Source organism: Pseudomonas sp. LAIL14HWK12:I10, assembly GCF_900184205.1.
GTDB lineage: Bacteria > Pseudomonadota > Gammaproteobacteria > Pseudomonadales > Pseudomonadaceae > Aquipseudomonas > Aquipseudomonas kermanshahensis.
This window is the reverse complement of record NZ_FXWU01000005.1, coordinates 12,099-38,327: the sequence shown is the minus strand read 5'-3', so window position 1 is coordinate 38,327 and position 26,229 is coordinate 12,099. Positions and strand designations below refer to the sequence as shown.

Sequence of the window (26,229 nt, the reverse complement as noted above, 5' to 3'; positions counted from 1 at the left end):
GAGTACACAGATGCAAGACCTGGAACTGAGCGAAGAGCAGATCATGATCCGCGACATGGCCCGGGACTTTTCCCGTGGCGAAATCGCGCCCCATGCCCAGGCCTGGGAAAAAGCTGGCTGGATCGATGATGGCGTGGTCCGCAAGATGGGCGAGCTGGGGCTGCTCGGCATGGTGGTACCTGAAGCCTTTGGCGGCAGCTACACCGATTACGTCGCCTACGCCCTGGCCGTGGAAGAAATCTCCGCAGGCTGCGGCGCCACCGGGGCGATGATGAGCATCCACAACTCGGTGGGCTGCGGCCCGTTGCTGGCTTATGGCACAGCCGAACAGCAACAGGCTTGGTTGCCACGCCTGGCCACGGGCGAGGTGATTGGCTGCTTCTGCCTGACCGAACCCCAAGCCGGCTCCGAGGCGCACAACCTGCGCACCCGAGCCGAACGCGTGGGGGGCGAATGGGTGATCAATGGGTCCAAGCAGTTTGTCAGCAATGCTCGCCGAGCGGGCCTGGCGATCGTCTTCGCGGTGACCGACCCGGAACTGGGCAAGAAAGGCCTGTCGGCCTTCCTGGTACCCACTGACAACCCTGGCTTCAAGGTTGACCGCAGCGAGCACAAGATGGGCATTCGCGCCTCGGATACCTGCGCGGTGACCTTCGACAACTGCCGCATCCCGGCCGCCAATATGCTCGGTGAGCGCGGCAAGGGCTTGGCCATCGCCTTGTCCAACCTCGAAGGTGGGCGTATCGGCATTGCCGCGCAGGCATTGGGTATCGCCCGCGCCGCGTTCGAAGCCGCGCTGGTCTACTCCCGTGATCGGGTGCAGTTCGGCAAGCCGATCAACGAACACCAGAGCATCGCCAACCTGCTGGCCGACATGCAGGTACAGGTGAATGCCGCACGCCTGCTGATCCTGCATGCGGCCCGCTTGCGCAGTGCCGGCAAGCCGTGCCTGTCGGAGGCTTCGCAGGCCAAGCTGTTCGCGTCGGAAATGGCCGAGCGGGTATGTTCCATGGCCATCCAGGTGCATGGTGGCTATGGCTACCTGGAGGATTACCCGGTGGAACGCTATTACCGCGACGCACGAATCACGCAGATCTACGAAGGCTCGAGCGAGATCCAGCGGATGCTGATTGCGCGGGAGCTCAAGCACTATCCGCTGTAGCGGGTCGCCAAACCTGTGGGCGCCGGCAAGCCAGTCCACAGGTTCCTGCTAAATCAGCCCGTTTCAGCGCCAATACCGCTCATCATCCACTATCCGCGCATGGGCCTCGAACAGCGCGGGTAGCTGTTCCTTGAGGTAGTCGATCCAGGTACGCACCTTGGCATCCAGGTAGTGCCGCGACGGGTAGATCGCGTACAGCGCACACTCGCGCAGGCGATACGGGGCCAGCAGCCGGCGCAAACGCCCCTGCTCGATGGCCTGGCTGGCGGTATAGAACGGCAACAGCCCGATGCCCATGCCCAACTCGCTGGCCAGCAGCATGGCGTCGGCCACGTTGGTCAGGAAGCTGTCTCGCGGCGCGATCACGCACTGATCGACGCCTTGCGGGAATACCCAGTCGCCTTCATACATCGGATACGCCATGCGCAGGCAACGATGATCATGCAGGTCTTCCGGCCGCTCGGGTACCCCAAAGGTTTCCAGGTAGCTCGGCGCGGCACAGGGGATGCTGAAGATGTCGCCCAAGGGCACTGCGATCAATTGCGAGTCCGGCAAGGCCCCGTCCACGGTGATCACCACGTCATGCCCTTCAGCCAGCGGGTCAGGGTTGCGTTGGGACAGGGTCAATTCGACCACCACCTCCGGGCACAGCGCGTTGTAGCCTGCCACCAGCGGCATCAGCAGCAAGCCCAGGCCGTGCGGGCAATGCAGGCGCAAGCGGCCACGGGGCGTGAGGTGCGCGCCGCGCGCTTCGCCGACGGCTTCTTCGGTCAACAACATGATTTGCCGGGCGCGCTCAAGAAAACGCTCGCCCGCCTCGCTCATGCGCAAACGGCGCGTGGTGCGGTGCAGCAGACGAGTCTGTAGCTGGTTTTCAAGCTCGGCAACGATGCGCGACACCTGCGCCGCTGAAATATCCAGGGCATTGGCAGCCGCCGCAAAGCTGCCGCACTCCACCACCCGGGTGAAGGTACGCATGGCATGCAGCATGTCCATGAGGAATGGGCTCCTTGTTCAATCTTATTCTTACGTTCAAGGCAGGAATCTATCACGGGTTAGCCCATTTATTGTGGATCACCAATGAATACATCATTGGTAAAACATCGAAAAAGGAACCTGCCATGAAACGTTCGATCGCTGTGCTTGCCGTTACCGCTGCCCTCGCCTCGTTCGGCGCCTTGGCTGACGCGGGCACTAACCAGCCTGTTGCCAGCAGCAACTACGAATACGGCATGCCGCTGGATGTGGCCAAAGTCATCTCCATCACCCCAGCCAGCAATGCAGCCGATTGCCAGGTTGGCACCGCGCACATGGTCTATGTCGACCATCAAGGCCACACCCGCGAAATCAACTACCGGGAAATGGGCAACTGCTCGCAGCAGTGAGTCAGGCCAATACCTGGTTGATCCAGGTGATTTGCCGGGCGAAATCGTCGCGCTTTTCCTGTGGGATTGCATCCCGGGCGCGTTCGAAGTTGGCCAACGTCTGCTGCTTCTGACGCAACATGCGCTGCCATTTGGTCATGAACGCTGGGCTTTTCTCGCGCATCAACAGTGGACCGAAGTACAGTTCTTCGGCGGTATACGCCACTGCCTCACACGGTTCGGCGACGATGATTTCGTAGTCGAAGCGGTTCTCCCGCAGCAACTCTTCGCTGACGATGCGATAGCCATTGGTCATTAGCCAGCCCCGTAGCGCGCACTCGCCGCCATTGGGTTGCAGGATCAGGCGCTCGGTGCCGTTCAAGCGATGCTTGCCGCGTTCCAGAATTTCGCACAGGGTGTCGCCGCCCATGCCGCAGAGGCTGACGGCAGAGATCCGGTCGTTTATTTCGATCGCCTCCAGCCCATCGGCCAGGCGAATGGTGATGCGTGCTTCCAAGCCATTGCGGCGCACATTGCGCTGAGCGGAGGCAAAGGGCGTCTGCGCCACTTCACCGGCCACGCCCGCTTCGATAGTGCCGCGCAGCATCAACGCTACCGGCAAGTAACCGTGGTCCGAGCCGATATCGGCCAGGCGCGCGCCGTGTGGCACATGCGCCGCCACGCGCTCCAGGCGCATGGAGAGTGTCTGTTCGTTCAACGTAAGCCCCTTGCTCGACAACCGGGCGCGATTCTGACGATCAGGGCGCGGCATTACAATGCGTAAAAGCCGAATGGCCCGGTTGCGGCAAGGGCAGCGGCTATTTACGCGCCTCCAGGATCAGGTTGAACGGTGTCTGCGTCGCACGCCGGAACCGGGTGAACCCCGCCTCTTCGAACACAGCCCGCAGCCGTGCCTCCCCGGCCTGGGCACCCAACCCCAACCCCACCTCCTGAGACAGCGAGTTCGGCGTGCAGATAAACGTCGACGCTGCGTAGAACAAGCGCCCAACCGGCGTCAGGTTGCCCTCCAGCGAGTCTTCGGCATACGGTTCCACCAGCATCACCGTGCCGTCAGCCTTCAAGGCACGGTAGGCATGGCGCGCCGCGCCCACTGGGTCACCCATGTCGTGCAGGCAATCGAAGAAACACACCAGGTCATGGTCGTGGCCGGGGTAGTCCTTAGCGGTAGCCTGCTGGAAATGCACCCGCGCGCCCAACCCCGCCTCTTCGGCGCGCTGGTTGGCGGTGGCGATGGATGGCCCGTGATAGTCGTAGCCGACAAAGGTCGATGCAGGAAACGCCTGGGCCATGACCAACGTCGAGGCGCCATGGCCACAGCCCACATCGGCCACCTTGGCGCCCGCTTGCAGTTTCGCCACTACCCCGTCCAGCGCCGGCAGCCACTCGGCCACCAGAAACGTCCGATAACCCGGCCGGAAGAACCGCTCGGTGCCGCTGAACATGCACGGGTGGTGGTCGCCCCACGCTAATCCGCCGTCGCCACGCATGGCCGCAACCAGCTTGTCTTTGTCGTGAAACAGCGCCGCCACCACTGCGGCGCCACCGGCCATGTAGGCCGGCGAGTCCTCCAGCGCCAGGGCCATGGCCTGTTCTTCGGGCAGCACGAAACTGCCCTTGTCATGCACCATGTAGCCCGACGCCGCCTGGGCATTGAGCCATTCGCGCACCAGGCGCGGGTGGCAACCGGTCTTGGCCGCCAGCGCGTCGGGGGTGGTCGGCAGGCTGTCGGCCATCGCCCGGTACAGCCCGAGCTCGTCGCCCAGAATGACATTGGCCAGGGTCGCCGCAGCGCCCATGTCACCCACCAGCTTGCCCATGAATTCGTGAAGCCGTGCCTCGTCCATGACCTGCCCTCCTCTGCAAGAAGGCCACCGTCGACGAGGGAAGTCCGGGTCCGAGGGGGCGGTGGTCCGGTGATTAATTCGCTCACCACGACATTCGCCGTGATGTGCTGTGTAAGTGTAGATGGACACCATTCAGCCAAGCGCAGCACTGCAGAGTGCGCGCGTTTTTTGTAGGAGCAGCCTTGTGCTGCGAAGAGGCCCGTGCGGCAACAACATCCTCAATAGCCAGACCGGCCCTTTCGCAGCACAAGGCTGCTCCTACAGCGCATTCGGCCTGTTTACGGTACTGACGGTGGATTCAGCTGCAGCACCTCATTGGTATACGTCCACTCCTGCTGCACCCTGTCCGGGTGCTCGTTCAGGCGAATGCCGTAAGACGGCACGATCTGCTTGATCTTCGCTTGCCACTGCGGCGAGGCCACCTTGTCCTTGAACACCTTGTTCAACACATCCAGCATGATCGGCGGCGCGGTCGAGGCACCCGGTGAGGCCCCAAGCAGGCCGGCGATGCTGCCGTCCTTGGACGTGACCACTTCGGTACCCAGCTTGAGCACCCCACCCTGGGCCTCGTCCTTCTTGATGATCTGCACCCGCTGGCCGGCTTGCCACAGGCGCCAGTCTTCCTTCTTGGCCTCGGGGAAGTAGGTGCGCAGTGCTTCGAAGCGGTCATCGTCCGACTGCAAAACCTGACCGACCAGGTATTGCACCAGATCGAACTCACGTACCCCTACCCTCACCATCGGCCAGGCGTTGTGAACACTGGCGCTGGCGAACAGGTCGAGCAACGAGCCCTGCTTGAGGAACTTGGTCGAGAAGGTAGCAAACGGCCCGAACAGGATCATGCGCTTGCCATCGAGGACACGGGTGTCCAGGTGCGGTACCGACATCGGCGGCGCGCCGGTTGCCGCAATGCCATAGGCCTTGGCCATGTGGCGCTGGGCAATGGCCGGGTTATCGGTGACCAGGAACGAACCACCGACCGGGAAACCGGCATAGTCCTTGGCTTCATCGATGCCCGACTTCTGCAACAGGGGCAGCGCCGCGCCGCCGGCGCCGATGAACAGGAACTTGGCATCGGTGGCAGCCTGGCTGCCATCTTTCAGGTTCTTGTACTCGACATGCCAGGAGCCGTCGTCGTTGCGGGTGATGTCCTGTACCTCGCTCGACAGCTTGAGGTCGAAGTTAGGCCGAGTCTGCAGGTATCCCACATACTGCCGAGTGATCTCGCCAAAGTTGACGTCGGTACCGATCGGCGTCCAGGTCACGGCCAATTTCTGATTGGGGTCGCGGCCCTCCATCATCAAGGGCACCCATTTGCGGATCTGTTCGTGGTCTTCGGAATACTGCATGGGCTTGAACAGCGGGCTGGCTTGCAACGCCTCATAACGCTTCTTCAGGAAGCGAATGTTGTCGTCGCCCCAGACGAAGCTCATGTGCGGCGTGGTGTTGATAAAGGAATGGGGGTTCTTCAACACGCCCTGCTTGACCTGCCAGGCAAGGAATTGGCGGGTGATCTGGAAGGACTCGTTGATCTCCACGGCCTTGCTGATGTCGATCTTGCCATCTTTTTCTGGCGTGTAGTTCAGCTCTGCCAAGGCCGAGTGGCCGGTACCGGCGTTGTTCCAGCCGTTGGAGCTTTCTTCGGCCACCTTGTCCAGGCGCTCGACCATCTCCATCGACCAGCCGGGCTCCAGCTCGTTGAGCCAGATAGCCAGGGTCGAACTCATGATGCCGCCGCCCACCAGCAGTACATCGACCTTTTTGGTTTCAGCGGCCTGGGCGTTGAGCATGACTGCGCCCAACCCCATGGCCAGCGCCAGGCCGGCCAGCGCCCGCTTCGCTTCGATCGTGATTTTCATGTCCTCTCCCGCGCGCCTCGTTGCTGTCCGTAAGTCCAGCACAAGCTTAGCTGACGGATTTACTCGGGCATTGATCCACGGCCTTCATCGATGGGGCTTGCAATCAGGGCATTCTCAAAATACTGTATGAATATTCAGTATTTCGAGTCAGCCGCCATGCAACTCATCGCCAAACTCGGCATTCTTGCCGACGCCGCCAAGTACGATGCTTCTTGCGCCAGCAGCGGTGCACCCAAGCGTAGTTCGCGCGGCAGCGAAGGCCTGGGTGCCACCGATGGCATGGGCATTTGCCACAGCTATACCCCGGACGGGCGCTGCGTATCGCTGCTCAAGGTGCTGCTGACCAACTTCTGCCTCTACGATTGCCAGTACTGCGTCAACCGGCGCTCCAGCAACGTGCCGCGGGCGCGCTTTACTCCAGAAGAGGTGGTGCGCCTGACCCTCGACTTCTACCGGCGCAACTGCATCAGCGGCCTGTTTCTCAGTTCGGGCATCATCCGCTCGGCCGACTACACCATGGAGCAATTGATCCGCGTGGCACGCCTGCTGCGCGAGGAGCACAACTTCCGCGGCTACATCCACCTCAAGACCATCCCCGATGCCGACCCGCTGCTGATCGAAGAAGCCGGGCGCCTGGCCGACCGCCTGAGCGTCAACATCGAGTTACCGACCGACGCCAGCCTCAAGCGCCTGGCCCCTGAGAAACACGCGCACACCATCCGCCAGGCCATGGCGGTCATCCACCACGGCCAGCAAGCCGTGGCCAACGAACCCAAGGCGCCGCGCTTTACCCCGGCCGGGCAAAGCACCCAGGTCATCGTCGGCGCAGACGCCACCGACGACAGCACCCTGCTGCGCAATGCCGAGTCCTTGTACCAAGGATACGGCCTCAAGCGGGTGTACTACTCGGCTTTCAGCCCGATCCCCGACAGCCCCGACAGTGTGCCCCTGGCAGCGCCGCCGCTGCTGCGGGAACACCGCCTGTACCAAGCCGACTTCCTGCTGCGTGGCTATGGCTACAAGGCCGGCGAACTGCTGGCGCAAAGCGGCAACCTGGCACTGGACATCGACCCGAAGCTTGCGTGGGCGCTGGCCAACCGTGAGGTCTTCCCGCTGGATGTGAACCGCGCCGAGCCAGCCCTGCTGGCACGCATCCCGGGCATCGGCCTGCGCAGCGTGCAGCGTTTGGTAGCGCTGCGACGAGAGCGGCGCATCCGCTACGACGACCTGATTCAACTGCGCTGCGTGCTGGACAAAGCGCGCCCATTCATCGTCACCAGTGACTACCGCCCGGCCCAGGCCGAGCTGCGCAGCGGCCTGCTGCGCGAACGCCTGCGCGAACCCCAGGCACCGGTGCAAATGGGGTTATGGGGATGATCGCGCTCGACTGCAATGACAGCTTCGCCACCTGGCGTGACCAAGCCCGAGCGCTGCTGGGCCATGGCATTGACCCAGCCGACGTCACCTGGTCACAAGGCCCGATCGATGATCTGCTGGCCATCCCTGCACCGCTGCCCCAAGGCCCCGGCCCGTTTCGCGGCAAAGTGCCGGCAGCGCTACTGAGCCAGCTGGAGCAGGCAGCCTGCTACCGCGGCGAGCAACGCTGGAACCTGCTGTACGAAGTGCTCTGGCGCGTGGCCCATGGTGACCGCACCGCGATGCTGGCCGGCGATCGCCTGGGCAGCGAATTGCACCGGCGCATCAAACAGGTCAGCCGTGAAGCCCATCACCTGCATGCCTTTGTACGCTTCGTGCCGCTACCCGAAGCGTTGGCGCAGCAGCTGCAACTGGACCTGGTCGCCTACTACGAACCCGCCCACGATATCCTGCACAGGGCCAGTGCGCATTTCGCCGACCGCCTGGGCCGGCAACGCTGGTTGATCGCCACCCCTGCCGACGCTATCCGCTTCGACGGCCAGGCCTTCGACTACCGGCGCACCTGCCCTGACGAGTGGCGGCAATGGGCACGCAATGCCGACGACCCCGGCGCCGAGCTGTGGCGCACCTACTATCGCCACACCTTCAACCCCGCCCGCCTCAACCCGGACGCGTTGCGCCTGCACATGCCGGGGCGGTTCTGGCGGCATTTGCCGGAAGGGATGCTGATACCCCAGCTCGAAGGCCTGGCGCGCCAGGGTAAGCAGCGGGATGGGCAGGCGCTGGAGGTGGCTGCGCAGCGCGGTAAGCAAATAAACGAGAACGGCCAGAGAATACCGAAATCCTCTGACCGATAACGGGCAAGCAAGATCCCGCCCCAGCACTCAGCCAAACAGCCTGGCAACACACCCCAGCTTCTTCTTGTACGACCGCCGCGCCTCCAACGCTTGCTCCAGGCTCACCGGCAAAAACCGCGCCTGCTGATTAGGCTGCATCTGCCCGACCAGGTCCAGGTCGGCACTGATCACGGTGCCGATCATGGCATACCCGCCTCCGGACACCGCATCGCGGTGCAGAATGATCGGCTCCAGCCCCGCCGGCACCTGGATCGAGCCGATCGGGTAGCAGCTGTCGACGATGTTCGAGGGGTCCGAGCCGGCGCCAAACGGCTGCTCACGCGGCTGGAAACTCAATGGGCTGCCGCCTTTGTAGCGGTAGCCTATTCGGTCTGCCTCGGAGCCGACGGTCCACGCCTCGGTGAAAAAGCGCTGCGCTGCTGCGTCGGTCAGGCGATGGAAATACAAGCCTGGGACCACCCGCAACACCACTTCGCCACCCAGCGACTGTCGCAACGCCATCGGCAGGCTTGCGCCGGCGCGGGTCTTGCCGCTGGGCACACCGACTGGCAGCACATCGCCTGCCAGCAACTTTCGCCCATGGTGCCCACCCAAGGCCCCCAGCGCGTAGGTCGATCGGCTGCCGAGCACCTCGGGCACATCGATACCGCCGGCGACGGCCAGGTACGCCCGGGCACCCGCCGTGGGGAAACCGAAGCGCAACACCTGCCCTGCCCTGACCGCGAACGCGGTGTCGGGGCGCTGCTCACGGCCGTCGAGCAATGCCGGCATCTGCGCGCCGCACACTGCCACCAGCGCATCCTGCTGGAACTCAAGTTCTGGGCCCACCAGCGCGCATTCAAGCCCCGCGGCGCCTGCCGGGTTGCCGACCAGATGGTTGGCTGCGCTCAAAGCGTACTGGTCAAGCGCCCCGGAAGGCGGAATGCCCAGGTGGTAATACCCCTCGCGACCGAGGTCCTGTACCGAGGTGGCCAGGCCGGGTTTGAGTACCTTGATCATGCCAGCACCTCCTGCAGCGTCTTGGGGTAGCCGACTGGGTCGGCGAGGAAGGCATCCAGGGAGAACGCCACCGGACGAATGCGCAGGTTGAAGCAACCGTCTTCCACATCCGCCACCGCCTGGTCATAGGCGCGGCGGTCGATCGGCTTGAACTGCACGATGTCACCCGGGCGGAAGAACACCATGTGCGCCTTGAGGTAGGCCAGCGTCTGCTGCGGGTCGTAGATCGGTGCCGGGGTGACGCCAAACATCTGGTAGCCCCCCGCCCCGCGCACCGAGTAGATGCAACCGAAGCACCCGCCATGGCCGAGGGTCAGCTTGGGCGTGTCGGTGCGTGGGCGCAGGTACTTGGGCACCTGCAGTTGCCGCTCGCGCTCGACCATCTGGAACATGAACGGCAGGCCGGCGACGAAGCCGACCATCGACACGAACCAGGGTGCGCCGCTGTGGGCGGCGATGAACGCCTCGACATCGGCCAGGCCGTTGACCCGCGCCGCATATTCAAGGTCGGTGCTGCTCGGGTCCTGGTGGCGATCGCGAAAACGCATCAGGGTTTCGTGGGTCCAGGGGTCGTTGTACAGCACCGGGATTTCGATGATGCGGGTGTGCAACGAGCGCTCGGCCACCGCCTCTGCCTCGGCGCCGCGTACGGCTTCGAGCAGGGCCTCGGGGGCAATACGGTCAGGGTCGAAGCGGATCTGGAACGACGCGTTGGCCAGGCACACGTCGAGGACGCCCTCCAGGCCAAGCCGCTCCACCGCGCGGGTGACGGCCATGCCTTTGAAAAAGGCCTCCAGCGACATGCTGTCACTGACTTCGGCAAACAGGTGCTCGTCGGCACCGAAGCTGTAGCGGATCGGGGTAGAAGCAACCGGCTCGGCCATGACTGTTCCTTTTCTTGGAATCTTTATAGAAAGGCAGGCGAAATCAAATCGATGCAGCGGCCCCGGCCTAGGTGCGCCAGGTGCCGGTAAAACTCAGCGTGGCGCACGCACCTCGATACCGGCCTGATCCAGCGCCTTGCGCGTTGCCTCGACCAGGTCGAGTGCGCCGGGGGTATCGCTGTGCAGGCAAATGGAATCGAACGTGATGGCCAGGTCCTGCCCCTCGACCGTGCGCACCAGGCCTTGCTGGCAAGCGCGCAGCACGCGCTCGGCGACGGCCTCGGGTTGGTAGCCGCGCACGTTGCGGGTGAACACGATGGAGCCGCTCATATCGTACTCGCGGTCGGCATAGAACTCGCGCACCACCGGCTGGCCAAGTTCTTCGGCAATACGGCAGATCACCGAGCCTGGCATGCAGTACAACAGCAATTGCGGCTCGACCACGCGCAGGTTCTGCACCAGCAGCCGGGCCGCCACCTCATCGCGCGCCAGGTGCATGTACAACGCGCCGTGGGGCTTGATGTGCTGCAAGGTCACACCTTGCGCACGGGCGATTTCACGCAGCGCACCCAGTTGATACAGGATGTCGTCGACCAGCTCCTGGGCGGTGGCATTGATGTGCCGGCGGCCGAAACCGACCAGGTCACGAAAGCCTGGGTGTGCACCGACGCCCACGCCCAGCGCCTTGGCCCGCTCGACAGTGCGGCGCATGGTGCCGGGGTCGCCGGCATGGAAGCCGGTGGCGATGTTGGCCGAGCTGATAAAAGCCATCAGCTCGTTGTCGACGCCATCACCGATGGTCCACGGGCCGAAGCCCTCACCCATGTCCGAATTGAAATCCACCACCTGCATGAACGTATCTCCTGGCACTTGTGACTGCATGCAAGCCACGTTAGATTTTCCACACCCCCTTGGGAAGATCTATAAACAGATAGGGTGTCTTCTGAAAATCAGATACACCGGGAGCCAACCGTGTCATTGACCCTGCGCCAGGTCCGCTACTTCGTCGCCACTGCCGAGATCGGCCAGATTTCACAGGCGGCGATCCACCTGAACATTTCCCAGTCGGCGGTGACCACCGCAATCAAGGAACTCGAAGCGATGCTCGGCGTGCTGCTGTTCCAGCGCTCGGCCCAGGGCATGAGCCTGACCGAGGCGGGCCGGCACTTTCTGAACCGCGCCTACGTGATTTTGCGCAGCGTCGACGATGCGCTGAACAGCCCGCTGCCAGACGTGCGCGCCAGCGGCCTGCTGCGCCTGGCGGCGAGCTATACGGTGATTGGCTACTTCTTGCCACACCACCTGCAACGCCTCGAACACTGGCACCCGGACGTGACCCTGGAAGTGCATGAGCAGGAGCGCAGCGCGATCGAGCAAGGGCTGCTGGAGGGGCGCTTCGACATGGCCGTGGTGCTCACCGCCAACCTCACCCACCCGGATATCGTCTCGGAAACCCTGTTCAACTCCGAGCGCCGGCTGTGGCTGCCCGGCCACCACCCGCTGTGCGAGCGCTCGGCGGTGAGCCTGGCCGATGTGGCCAGCGAACCGTTCATTCTGCTGACCGTGGACGAAGCCGAACAAAGTGCCATGCGTTACTGGGAGCAGGCCGGGCAGCGGCCCAGCGTGCGCGTGCGGACCAGCTCGGTGGAGGCCGTGCGCAGCATGGTCGCCAATGGCAGCGGCGTGGCGATCCTCTCTGATTTGGTGCACAGGCCCTGGTCGCTGGAGGGCAAACGGATCGAGACGGTGACCATCAGCGACCCGGTCACGCCGATGAGCGTGGGCCTGGCCTGGCATCGCGAGCGGGCGTTCAGCCCGGCGATGCAGGCGTTGCGCAACTACTTTCATGGTGCATTTCTGGCACCGCAGCAGTTGTCGGCGCGGCGTTGAGCCGGGGGGCTGCTTTGCAGCCCAATCGCCGGCAAGCCGGCTCCTACCCGAACTGTGTAGCCTCCAAGTCTAGCGCCGCACCTGTGGGAGCTGGCTTGCCGGCAATGACGCCAAACAAGCACCACAAGACAGTTGCTCCCACTGGGGCGAAGCAAGCTTGAAGATTGCAGCCACTGCGTTTCACGCCGAACGTTCCGCCTGCAATGCCGTCATAACTTTGGCCGGTGCCGACACGCAGAGAGGACGCGAGATGACCCAACCCGACCCGTCATACATTAAGTGGCTCGAAGACCGTTCCATGCTCAAGGCCTCCCAGGAACGGGCCCGCCTGTATTCGGGGCAATCGCGCCTGTGGCAGAACCCCTACGCCGAAGCCCAGCCCCGCCGCGCCACTGAAATCGCCTCGGTGTGGCTGACGGTCTACCCCGACGCCATCATTGCCCCGGAGGGCGGCTCAGTGCTGGCGGCCTTGGCCCACGAGGCGCTGTGGAAGCGTTTGTCGGAAATTGGCATACAAGGCGTGCACACTGGCCCGATCAAACAGTCCGGCGGCGTGCGTGGCCGCGAGTTCACCCCCAGCGTGGACGGTAACTTCGACCGCATCAGCTTCGACATCGACCCGCTCTACGGCAGCGAGCAGGACTTGATCCAGATGAGCCGCATGGCCGCTGCGCATAACGCTGTGACCATCGATGACCTGATCCCTTCGCACACCGGCAAAGGTGCCGACTTCCGCCTGGCTGAGCTGGCACACGGGGCCTACCCTGGGCTCTACCACATGGTCGAAGTGCGCGAGGAAGACTGGCCGCTGCTGCCCGAGGTGCCGGCAGGCCGTGATGCGGTCAACCTGTTGCCGGCTGTGTGCGACGAGCTCAAGGCCCGCCACTACATCGTCGGCCAGTTGCAGCGGGTGATCTTCTTCGAGCCTGGGGTCAAGGAGACCGACTGGAGCGTCACCCCGCCCATCACCGGCGTCGATGGCAAGACCCGGCGCTGGGTGTACCTGCACTACTTCAAGGAAGGGCAGCCGTCGCTCAATTGGCTCGACCCAACCTTCGCCGCCCAGCAGATGATCATCGGGGATGCCCTGCATGCGCTGGACTGCCTGGGCGCGCGTGGCCTGCGCCTGGATGCCAATGGTTTTCTCGGGGTGGAAACGCGGCTCCAGGGCACCGCTTGGTCCGAAAGCCACCCGCTGTCGATCGTCGGCAACCAGTTGATTGGCGGCATGATTCGCAAGGCGGGCGGGTTCAGCTTTCAGGAGCTTAACCTGACAATCGACGACATTGCCCAGATGTCCACGGGCGGCGCCGATCTGTCCTATGACTTCATCACCCGCCCCGCCTACCAGCATGCATTGCTGACCGGCGACACCGAGTTCCTGCGCCTGATGCTCAAGGAAATGCACGCGTTTGGCATCGACCCGGCGTCCTTGATCCACGCCCTGCAAAACCATGACGAGCTGACCGTCGAGCTGGTGCACTTCTGGACGCTGCATGCCCATGACATGTACCTGTTCAAGGGCCAAACCTTGCCTGGCAATATCTTGCGCGAGCACATTCGCGAAGAAATCTATGAGCGTTTGTCTGGCGAACATGCCCCCTACAACTTGCGCTTCGTCACCAATGGCATCAGTTGCACCACCGCCAGCCTGATCACCGCCGCGCTGGGTATCCGCGACCTTGCGCAGATCGACGCAGCGGATATCGAGCGCATCCAGAAAATCCACCTGCTGCTGGTGATGTACAACGCCATGCAGCCCGGTGTGGTCGCACTGTCCGGCTGGGACCTGGTCGGCGCCCTGCCCTTGCCTGCCGAGGCGGTGGCCGAACGGATGCTCGATGGCGACACCCGCTGGATCCACCGTGGCGGCTACGACCTGGCCGGGCTCGCCCCCGACGCTGAGGCGTCGGTGCGCGGCATGCCCCGGGCGCGGGCGCTCTACGGCAGCCTCGACAGCCAGCTCGAGAACAGCGACTCGTTCGCCAGCAAGGTGAAAAAACTGCTGGCCGTGCGCCAGGCCTATGGCATCGCCACCAGCCGCCAAGTGCTGGTGCCCGAGGTCAGTAGCCCTGGTTTGCTGGTGATGGTGCACGAGCTGCCAGCGGGGCGCGGCATCCAGATCAGCGCACTGAACTTTGGCCAGACGGTCATTGCCGAGGAGCTGCTCTTGACCGGCTTCACACCGGGAACGGTGGTGGACATGATCAACGAGACGGTCGAGGGGGATTTGACCGAAGATGGGCGCTTGATGGTCAACCTGGAGCCGTACGAGGCGCTGTGCCTGCGCATCGTGAACAGCAGCGGGCATGTGTGAGGGGCAGCGGCCGCCTTGCTTTTACCGCTTCAGAGGCATAGCTTCCGGGGGACTTCATTTTCCCGTGCCCAGGAGCAATTTCCATGTACACCGGCATCGTCCAGGCCGTTCGCCCGCTGCTTGCTGTGACCCCTTACCCAGGCCACCGGCAGTTCACGGTCGACCTCACCCCTGAACTGCTCGACGACCTCAAGATCGGCGCCAGCGTCAGTGTCGAGGGCACGTGCCTGTCAGTCACCGAGATCGACGGCACCCAGGTGAAGTTCGACGCCATGAATGCCACCCTCGAACGCACCAACCTGCGCTGCCTGACGGCCGGCCAAAGCGTGAACATCGAGCGCTCGGCGAAGATGAACGCCGAGGTTGGCGGCCACCTGATGGCCGGGCACATCGCCACCACCGCCGAGATCGTCGAACAGGTGATCGAAGAGACCGGTGCGTTCATCCGTTTCCGCATGCCAGCGCAATGGGCTAAGTACGTATTCCCCCGCGGCTTCCTGGGGGTCAACGGTTGCAGCCTGACCGTCGCCGATGTCGATGACAACGTCATCACCATCAACCTGATCCCCGAGACCTTGCGCCAGACCACCTTCGCCCATTACAAGGCCGGCGAGCTGCTCAACATCGAAGTGGACCACCAGACCATGGTGCTGGTCGATGTGATCGAGCGAACGCTCAAGGGCACGCTGGCCCGCGAAACGCTGCTGCGCTGAGCATGCTGCCCAACGTACTGCCCGCCCGCAACGCACGACGGCTGAAGCTGCAGGCCCTGCGCGGTCGCGTGGGCCTGGGGCTGGTCGCCGCGCTGTCGGTACTGGCCGGCATGACGGATGCTATCGGCCTGCTGGCGCTGGGTGATTTCGTGTCGTTCATGAGTGGCAACACCACCCGTCTGGCAGTGGCCATCAGCGAGGCGGACCTGGCCATGGTGCTGCGCCTTAGTGGCGCGGTGCTCGGCTTTGTCGCAGGCAATGCCCTGGGCGTGATACTGGCCCGGGCCTGCCGACGCCGCGCCTGGCCGGTGCTGCTGGTGGTCGCCGTACTGCTTGGCATGGCGGCGGCCTGGCCCCTGCCCGCCACCTTTCCGGCGCTGCTGGCAGCGACGCTGGCGATGGGCATGATCAATGCCGTGGTTGAACAAGTGAATGGCCTGCCGATCGGCCTGACCTATGTGACCGGCGCCCTGTCCCGCTTCGGCCGCGGCTTGGGGCGCTGGTTGCTGGGCGAACGGCGCAATGGCTGGCGGGTACAGCTGGTGCCTTGGGCTGGCATGCTGCTGGGCGCCGCACTGGGCGCCTGGCTTGAGCACCAACTGGGCCTGCAGGCGCTGGCAGGCAGTTGCGCGCTGGCGTGCCTGCTGGCCCTGGTGACACGGTTCATTCCACGCTCTTGGCAACGCGGCTACATGCCGCGTTAATCAAACGCTGCGGGTAGCGCCGAAAAACCCTCGGCCCGCCCCTTAATCGATGCGCGGGTGTTGCTGCACCAGCAATTTGCGCTTGGCCTCAAGCTCGGCGATCTGCGTGTCGATGTCCTCGATCTTCTGCTCGATATTGTCGTGGTGCTCCTGCAACAGCTCGCGCGCTTCATCGATGTCCGACGCGGCAGGCGCTGCGCCGCGCAGCGGCTTGTTGGCGGTCTCTTTCATGGTCAAGCCCGTGATCAGGCCGATGGCCGCGATCACCATCAGGTAGTACGCCGGCATGTACAGGTTGCCGGTGCTTTCCACCAGCCAGGCCGCCAAGGTCGGGGTAAGCCCCGCGATCAGCACCGAGATGTTGAAGGCACTGGCCAACGCGCTGTAGCGGATATGCGTGGGGAACATCGCCGGCAATGTCGACGCCATCACGCCGATGAAGAAGTTCAGCAGCACGGCAATGATCAACAGCCCGGCAAAGATCAGCCCGAGCGCGCCGCTGTTGATCAGCATGAAGGCCGGGATGGCCAGCGCGAACAGGCCGACACTGCCGACCATGATGAAAGGCCGGCGGCCGAACTTGTCGCTGAGCAGGCCGATGATCGGTTGCACGAACAGCATGCCGACCATGATCGCGATGATGATCAGCACCCCGTGGTCTTCGCTGTAATGCAGGTTGTGCGACAGGTAGCTGGGCATGTAGGTGAGCAGCATGTAGTACGTGACGTTGGTGGCGATCACCACGCCAATGCAAGTCACCAGGCTGCGCCAGTGTTGGGTGGCGACTTCCTTGAACGACACCTTGGGGCCGGAGGCCAGGCCTTCGCGGTCGCCCTGCTCAAGCTTCTCGACGTGTTGCTGGAACGCCGGTGTTTCTTCCAGCGCATGGCGCAGGTACAGACCAATGATGCCCAGCGGCAGGGCCAGGAAGAACGGCAGGCGCCAGCCCCACTCAAGGAACTTCTCCTCGCCCAGCACGGTGGAAATCAACACCACCACACCTGCGCCGAGCACAAAGCCTGCGATCGAGCCGAAATCCAGCCAGCTGCCGAGGAAGCCGCGTTTACGGTCGGGTGCGTACTCGGCGACGAAAATCGACGCCCCGGTGTATTCACCGCCCACCGAAAAGCCCTGGGCCATCTTGGCCAGCAACAGCAGGATGGGCGCCCAGATGCCGATGGTGGCGTAAGACGGTATCAGGCCGATGGCAAAGGTGCTCAACGACATGATCACGATGGTCGCGGCGAGAATCTTCTGCCGGCCGAACTTGTCGCCCAGGGCGCCGAAGAACAACCCACCCAGCGGGCGAATCAGAAACGGTACCGAGAACGTCGCCAGGGCGGCGATCATTTGCACACTGGGGTCGGCGTTGGGGAAGAACACCTTGCCGAGCGCGTAAGCGACGAAGCCATAAACGCCGAAGTCGAACCACTCCATGGCGTTGCCCAGTGCGGCAGCGGTGATCGCTTTACGCATCTTGGCGTCGTCGACGATGGTGATATCTTTCAAGCCAATTGGCTTGACGCTTTTCTTGCGAGATTTCATGCCCATTTCCTTGTCACTGAATGCTCTATGGCATCAGAGACAAAGGGACACAAAATAATTCAGCGCTTAGTAAATTTTTTGTGGCTAGAGGCCATCTGCGGGTATTGGCGGCCCTTGGAGGGCCGCGAATACCTTTTACTGATCAGATGCCTTCGCGGGCCAGGTCCATGGCGAAGTAGGTCAGGATCAGGTCGGCACCGGCGCGCTTGATGGCACCGATGCTCTCACGCACCACACGCCCTTCATCGATGGCACCGGCGAGACCGCCGAACTTGATCATCGCGTACTCGCCACTGACCTGATACGCCGCCAGCGGCAGGCGCGAGGCCGCGCGGATGTCGGCGATCACGTCCAGGTAGGCACCGGCCGGCTTGACCATCAGCACATCGGCCCCTTCCTGCTCGTCGAGCAACGATTCGCGCACGGCTTCGCGGCGGTTCATCGGGTTCATCTGGTAGCTCTTGCGGTCGCCTTTGAGCGCAGTGCCGCCCGCTTCGCGGAAGGGGCCATAGAGCGACGAGGCGAACTTGGTCGAGTAGGCCATGATGGCGGTGTCATGGAAGCCTGCGGCATCCAGGGCGCCGCGAATTGCCTGGACCTGGCCGTCCATCGCCGCCGATGGCGCGATGAAGTCAGCACCGGCTGCGGCCGCGACCACGGCCTGCTTGCCCAGGTTGGCCAGGGTGGCGTCGTTGTCCACGCCGTGGTCGTGCACCACGCCGCAATGGCCATGGCTGGTGTATTCGCAGAAGCAGGTGTCGGACATCACGATCATTTCCGGCACGGTGTCCTTGCAGATACGCGCCATGCGCGCCACCAGGCCGTTTTCGTTCCAGGTGTCACTGCCAACCTCGTCCAGATGGTGCGAGACACCAAAGGTCATCACCGACTTGATGCCGGCGCGGGCGTAGCGCTCGATTTCCTGCGCCAGCAGCTTTTCAGGGATGCGGTTTACGCCGGGCATGCTGGTGATCGGCACGAAATCGTCAATGCCTTCTTCGACGAAGATCGGCAGGATCAGGTCTTCAAGGCGAAACTCGGTTTCCTGGAAGATCGAGCGCAGGGATTCGTTCTGGCGCAGACGGCGCGGACGAACGGAGGGGAAACGGTTGGACATGACAGCTCCAGGGAATATGGACGGCGTACACCATATGCCTGTTGAGCTTCAGTGAAAAGGCTGAATGACGAGATTGTGTCTTGCGGTGGGGGTAATAGCGGGAGTTTGCAGCGCGTGTGCCGGCCCCTTCGCGGGTAAACCCGCTCCCACAGGGGGGGGCGCCCATCAGGTACAGCGCTTTGGGTAAAAGCGGCGCTGTACCTGTGGGTGACTGTTTACTGCAACCAGGGCGGTGGCGGCTCTTCGCCCTTGACCGGGCCGCGCTCAGCATCGGCCAGCGCCGCCCGGCGGCGGGCGTCGTCGAGCCGTGCGGCGTCGATTTCACGCAACACGCCATCCACATCGGCAGCCTCGTCATCCTCCTCGTACTCGCCGGTCAGCGGGCTGTCCGGTTTCAGTTCGCCGGCCTCGTACAACGCCCACATTTCCTGCGCGTAACGGGTGCTCTTGAGCTCGGGGGCGAAGCGGCCGAAGTACAGCGCCATGTTGCCCACGTCACGTTGCAACATGCTGAACGCATGGTTGTTACCGGCCGCATCCACCGCCTGCGGCAAGTCGATGATCACCGGGCCTTCAGGGCCAAGCAACACGTTGAACTCGGACAAGTCACCATGCACCAGCCCCGCACACAGCATCAACACGATCTGGCGGACGACGAATGCATGGAACTCGCGGGCCTCGTCGGCCTCCAGGTGCACGTCGTTAAGGCGTGGCGCGGCATCGCCATCGGCGTCCGTCACCAGCTCCATCAACAGTACGCCATCCTGGAAATCATAAGGCTTGGGCACCCGGACACCGGCACTGGCCAGGCGGAACAGGGCCGCCACTTCGGCGTTCTGCCAGGCATCCTCGGCCTCTTTGCGGCCGTATTTGGAGCCTTTGGCCATGGCCCGGGCCTGGCGGCTGTTGCGGACCTTGCGGCCTTCCTGGTACTCGGCGGCCTGGCGGAAGCTACGTTTGTTGGCTTCTTTGTAGACCTTGGCGCAGCGCACTTGGGTACCGCAACGCACCACGTAGACGGCTGCTTCCTTGCCGCTCATCAAAGGTCGCAGTACTTCGTCGACCAGGCCGTCTTCGATCAGGGGTTCGATTCTTTTTGGAGTCTTCATCAGGCTTGAGTTCTGGGGTCCTGTGGCCGAGCCGTGGAGGTGGCGGTCATCCTCTCACAGCCTGATGGATCTTGCTCGTCTGTGATGCAACGTTCGTCTGTTCGGGGTGTTTCGGGCGCCTAGGCGCCCTGCCCCACAGCACTGCCTTGCGCCACCCGCGCCCGTCGGCGCGTGATCAACAACCCCGAGCACACTACGAACACCGCCAGCACCATTGTCGAAACCACCTCGAGGCGATGATCCGGGCGGAACAGCATCAGCACCAGCACGCTGCTGATGAACAGGATCACGCCCCAGGTCAGCCACGGGAACAGCCACATGCGGTAGCTCAGCGTCTTGCCCTGGGCGGTCAGACGCTTGCGCAGGCGCAGCTGGGAAATGGCGATAACCAGATAAACCAGCAAGGCAATGGCGCCGGAGCTGGCCATCAGGAAGCCGAACACCTTGGCCGGCACCAGGTAGTTGGCGATCACCGCCAGGAACGCCGCCCCGGTAGACAACAGCACCGCGACAATCGGCGTACCGCTGCGGCTGGTCACCTGGGCACAGGCCGGCGCGTCACCCCGGCGGCTCAACGAATAGACCATGCGTGAGGCGGTGTACAACGACGAGTTGAGGCAGCTGGTCACCGAAGTCAGCACGACGAAGTCGATGATGGCCTTGGCATGCGGCACGCCGAGCGTATCCAGCACCGTGACATACGAGCCTTCAGTGGCCAGCCGTGGGTCGGTCCAGGGCACCAGCGCGATGACGATGAAGATCGACAGGATGTAGAACAGCGTAATCCGCCAGATCACCGAGTTGGTGGCCTTGGAGATGTGCTTGCCCGCCTCGTCGGACTCTGCAGCGGCAATGGTCACCACCTCGGCCCCAAGGAACGAGAACATGGTGATCAGCATGGCGCTGAGCACCGCGCCAAAGCCGTTGGGCATGAACCCACCGGTATCCCACAGGCGCGAAACACCGCTGACACCGGAGCTGGGCAGCAGGCCGAAAATGGCACAGGCACCCAGAATGATGAAGGCGACGATGGCAATGACCTTCACCAGCGCCAGCCAGAACTCGAATTCACCGTAGTTTTTCACGCTGAACAGGTTGGTGGCGGTCAGCAGCAGCGTGATCACCAACGACAATACCCAGATCTCCATCTGCGGCACGTAGGTGTTGATGATGGTGGCGGCAATGTTGGCTTCGATGGGGATGATCAGCACCCAGAACCACCAGTACAGCCAACCGATGGTGTAGCCGGCCCACTTGCCGATGGCGAGGTCGGCATAGGTGGAGAACGAGCCGGTGTCGGGCGAAGCGACTGCCATTTCCGCCAGCATGCGCATCACCAGCACCACCAACCCGCCGGCCAGGATATAGGCCAGGATGGTTGCAGGCCCGGCTTCGGCGATGGCCCGCCCAGAGCCAACGAACAGGCCGGCGCCGATCACCCCGGCAATGGACAGCATGGTGACATGCCGCGATTTCAATCCATGACTCAAATTGTTCTTGTCTGTTTGCATGGTCTTACCTTCTTATTCTTGTCATGCCCGCGCTAAGCCGTCAGCACGCATGGCTAGCGAACGCGGGCGCGAAAAAGCCCGCCCTGCCCTAAATGGTGAGTAGGGCAAGGACGGGTTGAGTAAAACGAAACGCAGATCCACCGGGGTTAGCTGCCGCCTCAGCTGGCAGCGCGCTGCTTGCCCGCCAAGTCAGGCTTGAGCGAGCCGCCCCCTTGGCGGCTGACTTGTTCGCAGACCTTCTCGACGATGTAGGCGCCGATCGGAATGGCAGAGGTGGCGGCAGGCGACGGCGCATTGCACACGTTCACGCTGCGTGCGGAGTTGACGAAGAGGAAGTCGTCGATGAGCTTGCCATCGCGTGACACCGCCTGTGCCCGCACACCCGCCGGGTATGGCGTGAGGTCGTCCTTGGTGATGCTCGGGCAGTACTTCTGCACCTGCTTGAGGTAGCCGCCCTTGAACAGCGAGTTTTTCATCTCGATCAGGCCCGGCCGCAGGTTCTTGGCCAGCACCTTGAGGATGCCGGGTGTGGTCAGGGTCTGGAACATGTCGCCAAGGCTGACGTCGGACTTGCGATAACCTTCGCGCTTCATCGCCAGTACCGCGTTTGGCCCGACGGTCACGGTACCGTCGATCATCCGCGTCAGGTGCACGCCCAGAAACGGCATGGACGGGTCCGGAATCGGGTAGATCAGGTGGTTGACGATCTGGTTGTGCTGCTTGGGCAGCAAGTAGTACTCGCCGCGGAACGGGCAAATCACGAAATTGGTCTGGATGCCCAGCATGCTCACCACGCGGTCGGCCATCAGCCCCGAGCAGGTGACCAGGAAGCGGCTGTGGAACTCATCGCTGCGGGTACGCACGATCACTTCACTGGCGCGCTCTTCCAGGCCAATCACCTCGGCGCTGTAGCGGATCTCGCCACCGGCACGCTGGAACTGACGGCCCATGGCCGCCGTGACCTCGGCGTAATTGACGATGCCGCTGGAGGGGACAAAGATCCCGCCCAGGCCGACGATGTTGGGCTCGCGCTCATGCAGCTCGGCAGCAGACAGCCATTCACGCTCCAGGCCATTGGCCGCGGTGCGCTCCCACAACGCCTTCATGCGTTGCATTTCCAGGTCGTTGGTGGCCACCAGCAGCTTGCCACACTCATCGAAGGCGATGCCGTGCTCGGTGCAAAAGGCCTTGGTCGCCTTGTTGCCTTCCAGGCAGAAGCGCGCCTTGAGGCTGCCAGGGGTGTAGTACACCCCGGCATGGATCACGCCGCTGTTGTGCCCGGTCTGGTGGCGGGCCGGGCCGGACTCTTTCTCCAACAGGAGAATCTTGGCGTCCGGGTACACCTTGATCAGGTGCATGGCAGTGGACATGCCCACAATGCCACCGCCGATGATGATGAAGTCGTACACAGTGTTACCTCCCGCGCCGTGTTTACTGGCCGCGCTGGTACAGCGGCTTGGGGAAGGCGACATAGCCGCGTTGGCGCATCAGCTCGCGGCGCAAGCCATCGTGCGGGGTGAAGCGGTCGCGGCCGTGGAGCCAGAACAGATTATTGATCAAGACGAAGCTGCCCACTGCCACCGGAACGGAAAGTTTCTTGTCGCTGCCCTCCAGCGATTCGGACAAGGCGTTCAGCCAGATACCTTCCTCGAAGTTTTCCGGCTGCACGAACTGGTCGATGTAGCGCATGGTCGGCCGGCCTTCGGTATCGGTATCGAACACCGAATGGAACACGTCCTCGGCCACTTTCTTGCTCGGTGGCGCGGTCCAGCGCATCTCGCGGCGCGCCATCGGGTGGCGGAAGAACGCGTCGCAGTCTTCCCAGTCGTCCAGGTGCAGCAGCAGCGAATTACCGCCTTCCATGTTCTTTTCGTCGATCTTCAGCATCAGCACATAGTCGGTGATCTGGTTCACGAAGGTGCCGTCGTTGTGCAACTCCATGACGCGGTGTGGCTGGCGCAGGTAGCTGTCGGAGTTGTCGCTGTTCACGACCACGAAGCGGGCGTAGTACTGGCCGCTCATGGCGTCGTAGTTGGAGCGACCGATCAGGTGGGCGCAGGCGGTGGTGAACTTGACCATGTCCTCGGCCTGGCTCACGTCATCCAGCCCGACCGGGGTGATCAGCATGCCGCCGCTGGCGCGGTCGAGGATGGTGTTGAGCAATACCGGGCGCAGCGTGCCTTCGCACAGTTCATCCAGGATTTCGCCCACCCGGAAACGCAGGAACGACTTGTACTCCAACGCCTGCACCGGCCACTCGGCCACGGCCTTGACGAACGCCTCCACGGTCTCGCGGGCAAAGGTCAGTTCAAGCAGACGCGGCGACTGCTTCGAAGGGGCGATGGTGTAACCCCGCGGTTCGAGTGGCAACGGCATGACAAGTTCGTCGATCTGCGTAAAAGCGTTCATGGCTAGGTCCTGGCAGAAAAAGTGAGTGGCGCCGCCCAGTGTGTGATCTGGATCAGTGCAGGCGAAGCAAAAATATCGCCACTCAACAAAAATGTCTACATTTTTATAAAACGAAGACAAAGAGCGAGTATGTCCATTGTTTTTCGTCCGCCAGTGGTTTCGGTATGATCGGCAAAACGTTTTGAGGAACAGGACCTTGGAAGCGCTCGCGCCCCGACAAAATTCAGCATTCAGCGGGTATGAGAGGCTCAAGAAAGACATCATCCGTGGCGTGTTCAAGCCGGGGGAAAAGCTCTTGATGAGCACCCTCAAAGACCGCTATGAACTGGGTGTAGGGCCTCTGCGGGAGGCGCTCTCGCAGTTGGTGGCCGAGCACCTGGTGAATGCCATCAGCCAGAAGGGCTACCGTGTCGCCCCCATGTCACTGGCGGAGATGAACGACATCTACGATGCCCGCGCCAACCTGGAAGCCATGATCATCAGCCTGGCCATCGAACGCGGCGACGACGCCTGGGAGGCCTCGGTGCTGGCCTGTTCGCATACCTTGGCCAAAGTGGTGGAAGTGAAAACCCGCGAGCAGCGCCTGGACGTCTGGGACGAGCGGCACAAGGCGTTTCACACCGCCATCGCCTCCGGCTGCGGCTCCAAGCACTTACTGCAGGCACGCACCTACCTGTTCGACCAGGCCGAGCGTTATCGGCATCTGTGGCTGACGCAGACGGTGTTTTCCGAGCAGGCCCTTGAACTCAAGCGCCAGGAGCACGCGGCGTTGGTGGAGGCGATTCTGGCCCGCGACGCCAAGCGCGCCAGCGCCATGATGCACTCGCACCTGATGACCCCCGTGCCAATCATCGCGCAAATCATGCATGCCGAGGGCATCGGGCGCGGGGAGTAGGCCGTCAGGCGGCGGCCTGGCGCTGGACCACATAGTGCCGGGCTTTGTCGAACGCCCAGTTGTACACCACGGTGTAGGGCAGGATGATCACGAAGAAGCCCAACTCGACCATGAACGCCTGAAGCAGCGAAATATCCAGCATCCAGGCCGCCACGGGCAGGCACCACACCACCAGGCCTGCCTCGAAGCCCAGGCCATGGGCGACACGCGCCCAAGGCTTCCAGGCAACCCGTTCGGTCTGCACGACGCGGTCGATCAGTGCGTTATAGGCCACGTTCCAGGCCATGGCGATCACTGACAGGGTCACCGCCAGCCCCCCGGCCGTTGCCAACGACTTGCCCAGCACCCAGGACAACAGCGGTGCGCACAACAGCACAGCGAATACTTCATAACCTACGGCATGGACCATGCGTTCGGTGAAAGAGACCTTTTTCATCTTGAATTCCATCATTTGCTTGAGACGTGCTTCCTATTTTCTTTGATGGAACAGATACTCGCGATATAGCTCCTATCGTTTTTATCAATACCTATGCGCTACTCACCTGAAGCTTTGCTTGCCTTTGTCGAAGCCGCCGCGCTGGGCTCGTTCTCTGCGGCGGCCCGCAAACTGAAGAAAAGCCAGTCCACCGTCAGCATTGCGATAGCCAATTTCGAGGCGGATATCGGCTGCCCCCTGTTCGACCGCGGCGGGCGCCACCCTACGCTCAATGCTGCCGGGCGCCAGGTGTTGCCCCATGTCGAAGCGATCCTCGACGCCAGTGCCGGGCTCGACGCCCTGTCACTGAGGCTGGCTGAGCACGTTGAAGCGTTGGTCTCGGTGGTGATGTCGGACAGCTACAGCGTCACCTTCCAAAGCGCGGTCATGGCCGGCTTCGCACACAGCTACCCGCATACCGAGCTGCGCTGTGGGCCCTCGGAAGACGCTGACGTGATCGAGTTGGTGCAGCAGGACATGGCCCAGATCGGCATTCTTGCCGCGCAGCGCCAGTACCCCGCCGATGTCGCCGTGGCGCGCCTGCCTGAGCAGGCGGAGTTTTGTGTGTACGTGAGCGCCGAGCACCCGCTGGCGGCGCTGCGCACAGTGCAGCGCCAGCACCTGGAGACCGTACGCCAGCTGTACATCAAGACCTACGCCCCCAGCCTGCACCACGACCGCGGCCAGGCCTGGTCGGCGCCCGACTACTTGACCTTGCTGGAGTTCGCCGCCCGTGGCTTTGGCTGGGCAGAACTGCCCAAGGCCCTGGTCACGCGCTTTGGCAGCGGCCTGGTGGAATTGCAGGTGGCCGGTTATCCGCGCCGCGTCGACATGGACATCGCCTGGTCCCGCCGCCGCGCCCTCGGCCCAGCCGGGCAATGGCTGGTGCAGCGGTTGCTGGGTAAGCAGGCAGATACCTGACCCCTGATTTTGTTGGGGCCTTGTAGGAGCTGGCTTGCCAGCGATCACCGGCAAAGCCGGTGCCATGCACCGCGTCGCCTGCATCGCCGGCAAGCCGGCTCCCACAGTGGGCTAGCGATCGCATACAACAGTGCACCCAAGCGCAACAAGCAGTACACCCACCGACAAGTCAGCCACCCCGCTCGCCCCGTAGCCTGTCACCACGCGCCGATCACTGCGGCACGCACCCAAAAGCACAAGAACAAACGTTGGTGAC

24 protein-coding genes are annotated in these 26,229 nt (G+C 63.1%); 10 read left to right on the top strand and 14 right to left on the bottom strand.

The genetic code is table 11. The features are described 5' to 3' along the window. Nucleotides 1-10 precede the first annotated feature (10 nt). Nucleotides 11-1,162, top strand: a complete 1,152-nt coding sequence (locus QOS90_RS12765) for an acyl-CoA dehydrogenase family protein (RefSeq protein ID WP_085272971.1) — start codon at nucleotides 11-13, stop codon at nucleotides 1,160-1,162. A 63-nt stretch (nucleotides 1,163-1,225) separates the two neighbouring features. Here QOS90_RS12765 and QOS90_RS12760 read toward each other — a convergent pair whose 3' ends face one another. Beyond that, the gene (locus QOS90_RS12760; protein WP_027593489.1) at nucleotides 1,226-2,158 is read right to left on the bottom strand and encodes a LysR family transcriptional regulator; all 933 of its coding nucleotides are present in this window, start codon (nucleotides 2,156-2,158) and stop codon (nucleotides 1,226-1,228) included. Nucleotides 2,159-2,283: 125 nt separating this feature from the next. Here QOS90_RS12760 and QOS90_RS12755 point away from each other — a divergent pair, with 125 nt between their 5' ends. Next, entirely contained in the window at nucleotides 2,284-2,547 is a 264-nt protein-coding gene (locus tag QOS90_RS12755; RefSeq protein ID WP_027593490.1) for a DUF2790 domain-containing protein, read from the top strand. 1 nt (nucleotide 2,548) lies between these two features. Here the strand turns inward: QOS90_RS12755 and QOS90_RS12750 are convergent, their stop codons facing one another. The 3 genes from QOS90_RS12750 to mqo form a co-directional block, all read right to left on the bottom strand. Further along, nucleotides 2,549-3,244, bottom strand: a complete 696-nt coding sequence (locus tag QOS90_RS12750) for a tRNA (adenine(22)-N(1))-methyltransferase (RefSeq protein ID WP_027593491.1) — start codon at nucleotides 3,242-3,244, stop codon at nucleotides 2,549-2,551. Between the two features lie 100 nt (nucleotides 3,245-3,344). Further along, nucleotides 3,345-4,391 (bottom strand): class I SAM-dependent methyltransferase, encoded by a 1,047-nt coding sequence (locus tag QOS90_RS12745; RefSeq protein ID WP_027593492.1) that lies wholly within the window; start codon nucleotides 4,389-4,391, stop codon nucleotides 3,345-3,347. 278 nt (nucleotides 4,392-4,669) lie between these two features. Beyond that, nucleotides 4,670-6,250, bottom strand: a complete 1,581-nt coding sequence (mqo, locus tag QOS90_RS12740) for a malate dehydrogenase (quinone) (RefSeq protein ID WP_027593493.1) — start codon at nucleotides 6,248-6,250, stop codon at nucleotides 4,670-4,672. A 156-nt stretch (nucleotides 6,251-6,406) separates the two neighbouring features. Here mqo and QOS90_RS12735 point away from each other — a divergent pair, with 156 nt between their 5' ends. Together QOS90_RS12735 and QOS90_RS12730 are read left to right on the top strand one after the other, a co-directional pair. Then, nucleotides 6,407-7,627: a putative DNA modification/repair radical SAM protein gene (locus QOS90_RS12735; protein ID WP_027593494.1), complete on the top strand. Its 1,221-nt coding sequence runs from the start codon at nucleotides 6,407-6,409 to the stop codon at nucleotides 7,625-7,627. Further along, nucleotides 7,618-8,484: a TIGR03915 family putative DNA repair protein gene (locus tag QOS90_RS12730; RefSeq protein WP_085272972.1), complete on the top strand. Its 867-nt coding sequence runs from the start codon at nucleotides 7,618-7,620 to the stop codon at nucleotides 8,482-8,484. The genes QOS90_RS12735 and QOS90_RS12730 overlap by 10 nt, the downstream gene beginning before the upstream one ends. A 27-nt stretch (nucleotides 8,485-8,511) precedes the next feature. Here QOS90_RS12730 and QOS90_RS12725 read toward each other — a convergent pair whose 3' ends face one another. The 3 genes from QOS90_RS12725 to QOS90_RS12715 all read right to left on the bottom strand — a co-directional run bounded on the left by QOS90_RS12725 (nucleotide 8,512) and on the right by QOS90_RS12715 (nucleotide 11,219). Continuing rightward, nucleotides 8,512-9,483, bottom strand: a complete 972-nt coding sequence (locus QOS90_RS12725; RefSeq protein WP_027593496.1) for a 5-oxoprolinase subunit C family protein — start codon at nucleotides 9,481-9,483, stop codon at nucleotides 8,512-8,514. Beyond that, nucleotides 9,480-10,367 carry a 5-oxoprolinase subunit B family protein gene (locus QOS90_RS12720; RefSeq protein ID WP_027593497.1) on the bottom strand — a complete coding sequence of 296 codons (888 nt, stop codon included), beginning with the start codon at nucleotides 10,365-10,367 and terminating at the stop codon, nucleotides 9,480-9,482. The genes QOS90_RS12725 and QOS90_RS12720 overlap by 4 nt, the downstream gene beginning before the upstream one ends. Before the next feature lie 93 nt (nucleotides 10,368-10,460). Beyond that, a complete protein-coding gene (locus tag QOS90_RS12715; RefSeq protein ID WP_027593498.1) occupies nucleotides 10,461-11,219 on the bottom strand; it encodes a 5-oxoprolinase subunit PxpA in 759 nt (252 codons plus the stop codon). Nucleotides 11,220-11,339: 120 nt separating this feature from the next. Between QOS90_RS12715 and QOS90_RS12710 the strand changes: the two genes are divergently transcribed. From QOS90_RS12710 to QOS90_RS12695, 4 genes are all read left to right on the top strand, one after another. Next, entirely contained in the window at nucleotides 11,340-12,257 is a 918-nt protein-coding gene (locus QOS90_RS12710; protein ID WP_027593499.1) for a LysR family transcriptional regulator, read from the top strand. A 250-nt stretch (nucleotides 12,258-12,507) separates the two neighbouring features. Then, entirely contained in the window at nucleotides 12,508-14,574 is a 2,067-nt protein-coding gene (gene treS / locus QOS90_RS12705) for a maltose alpha-D-glucosyltransferase (protein ID WP_027593500.1), read from the top strand. Nucleotides 14,575-14,657: 83 nt separating this feature from the next. Next, the gene (locus QOS90_RS12700) at nucleotides 14,658-15,287 is read left to right on the top strand and encodes a riboflavin synthase (RefSeq protein WP_027593501.1); all 630 of its coding nucleotides are present in this window, start codon (nucleotides 14,658-14,660) and stop codon (nucleotides 15,285-15,287) included. 2 nt (nucleotides 15,288-15,289) lie between these two features. Then, complete coding sequence (locus tag QOS90_RS12695; RefSeq protein ID WP_027593502.1) at nucleotides 15,290-15,991, top strand: YoaK family protein; 702 nt, start codon at nucleotides 15,290-15,292, stop codon at nucleotides 15,989-15,991. Nucleotides 15,992-16,033: 42 nt separating this feature from the next. On the opposite strand, the gene proP is transcribed toward QOS90_RS12695, so the two are convergent. The 6 genes from proP to glaH all read right to left on the bottom strand — a co-directional run bounded on the left by proP (nucleotide 16,034) and on the right by glaH (nucleotide 23,682). Continuing rightward, nucleotides 16,034-17,536: a glycine betaine/L-proline transporter ProP gene (gene proP / locus QOS90_RS12690; RefSeq protein WP_027593503.1), complete on the bottom strand. Its 1,503-nt coding sequence runs from the start codon at nucleotides 17,534-17,536 to the stop codon at nucleotides 16,034-16,036. Between the two features lie 142 nt (nucleotides 17,537-17,678). After that, nucleotides 17,679-18,653: a porphobilinogen synthase gene (gene hemB, locus QOS90_RS12685; RefSeq protein ID WP_027593504.1), complete on the bottom strand. Its 975-nt coding sequence runs from the start codon at nucleotides 18,651-18,653 to the stop codon at nucleotides 17,679-17,681. A 215-nt stretch (nucleotides 18,654-18,868) separates the two neighbouring features. Then, the gene (locus QOS90_RS12680; RefSeq protein ID WP_027593505.1) at nucleotides 18,869-19,762 is read right to left on the bottom strand and encodes a PA4780 family RIO1-like protein kinase; all 894 of its coding nucleotides are present in this window, start codon (nucleotides 19,760-19,762) and stop codon (nucleotides 18,869-18,871) included. Between the two features lie 119 nt (nucleotides 19,763-19,881). Beyond that, entirely contained in the window at nucleotides 19,882-21,273 is a 1,392-nt protein-coding gene (gabP, locus tag QOS90_RS12675) for a GABA permease (protein ID WP_027593506.1), read from the bottom strand. A 158-nt stretch (nucleotides 21,274-21,431) separates the two neighbouring features. Beyond that, complete coding sequence (lhgD, locus tag QOS90_RS12670) at nucleotides 21,432-22,682, bottom strand: L-2-hydroxyglutarate dehydrogenase (protein WP_027593507.1); 1,251 nt, start codon at nucleotides 22,680-22,682, stop codon at nucleotides 21,432-21,434. A gap of 22 nt (nucleotides 22,683-22,704) precedes the next feature. Beyond that, nucleotides 22,705-23,682 carry a glutarate dioxygenase GlaH gene (gene glaH, locus QOS90_RS12665; RefSeq protein ID WP_085272973.1) on the bottom strand — a complete coding sequence of 326 codons (978 nt, stop codon included), beginning with the start codon at nucleotides 23,680-23,682 and terminating at the stop codon, nucleotides 22,705-22,707. A 196-nt stretch (nucleotides 23,683-23,878) separates the two neighbouring features. Here glaH and csiR point away from each other — a divergent pair, with 196 nt between their 5' ends. Continuing rightward, the gene (csiR, locus tag QOS90_RS12660; protein WP_027593509.1) at nucleotides 23,879-24,577 is read left to right on the top strand and encodes a DNA-binding transcriptional regulator CsiR; all 699 of its coding nucleotides are present in this window, start codon (nucleotides 23,879-23,881) and stop codon (nucleotides 24,575-24,577) included. 4 nt (nucleotides 24,578-24,581) lie between these two features. Here csiR and QOS90_RS12655 read toward each other — a convergent pair whose 3' ends face one another. After that, nucleotides 24,582-25,013 carry a multidrug/biocide efflux PACE transporter gene (locus tag QOS90_RS12655; RefSeq protein ID WP_027593510.1) on the bottom strand — a complete coding sequence of 144 codons (432 nt, stop codon included), beginning with the start codon at nucleotides 25,011-25,013 and terminating at the stop codon, nucleotides 24,582-24,584. Nucleotides 25,014-25,106: 93 nt separating this feature from the next. Between QOS90_RS12655 and QOS90_RS12650 the strand changes: the two genes are divergently transcribed. After that, nucleotides 25,107-25,973: a LysR family transcriptional regulator gene (locus QOS90_RS12650; protein ID WP_085272974.1), complete on the top strand. Its 867-nt coding sequence runs from the start codon at nucleotides 25,107-25,109 to the stop codon at nucleotides 25,971-25,973. The last annotated feature ends 256 nt before the right edge of the window (nucleotides 25,974-26,229 follow it).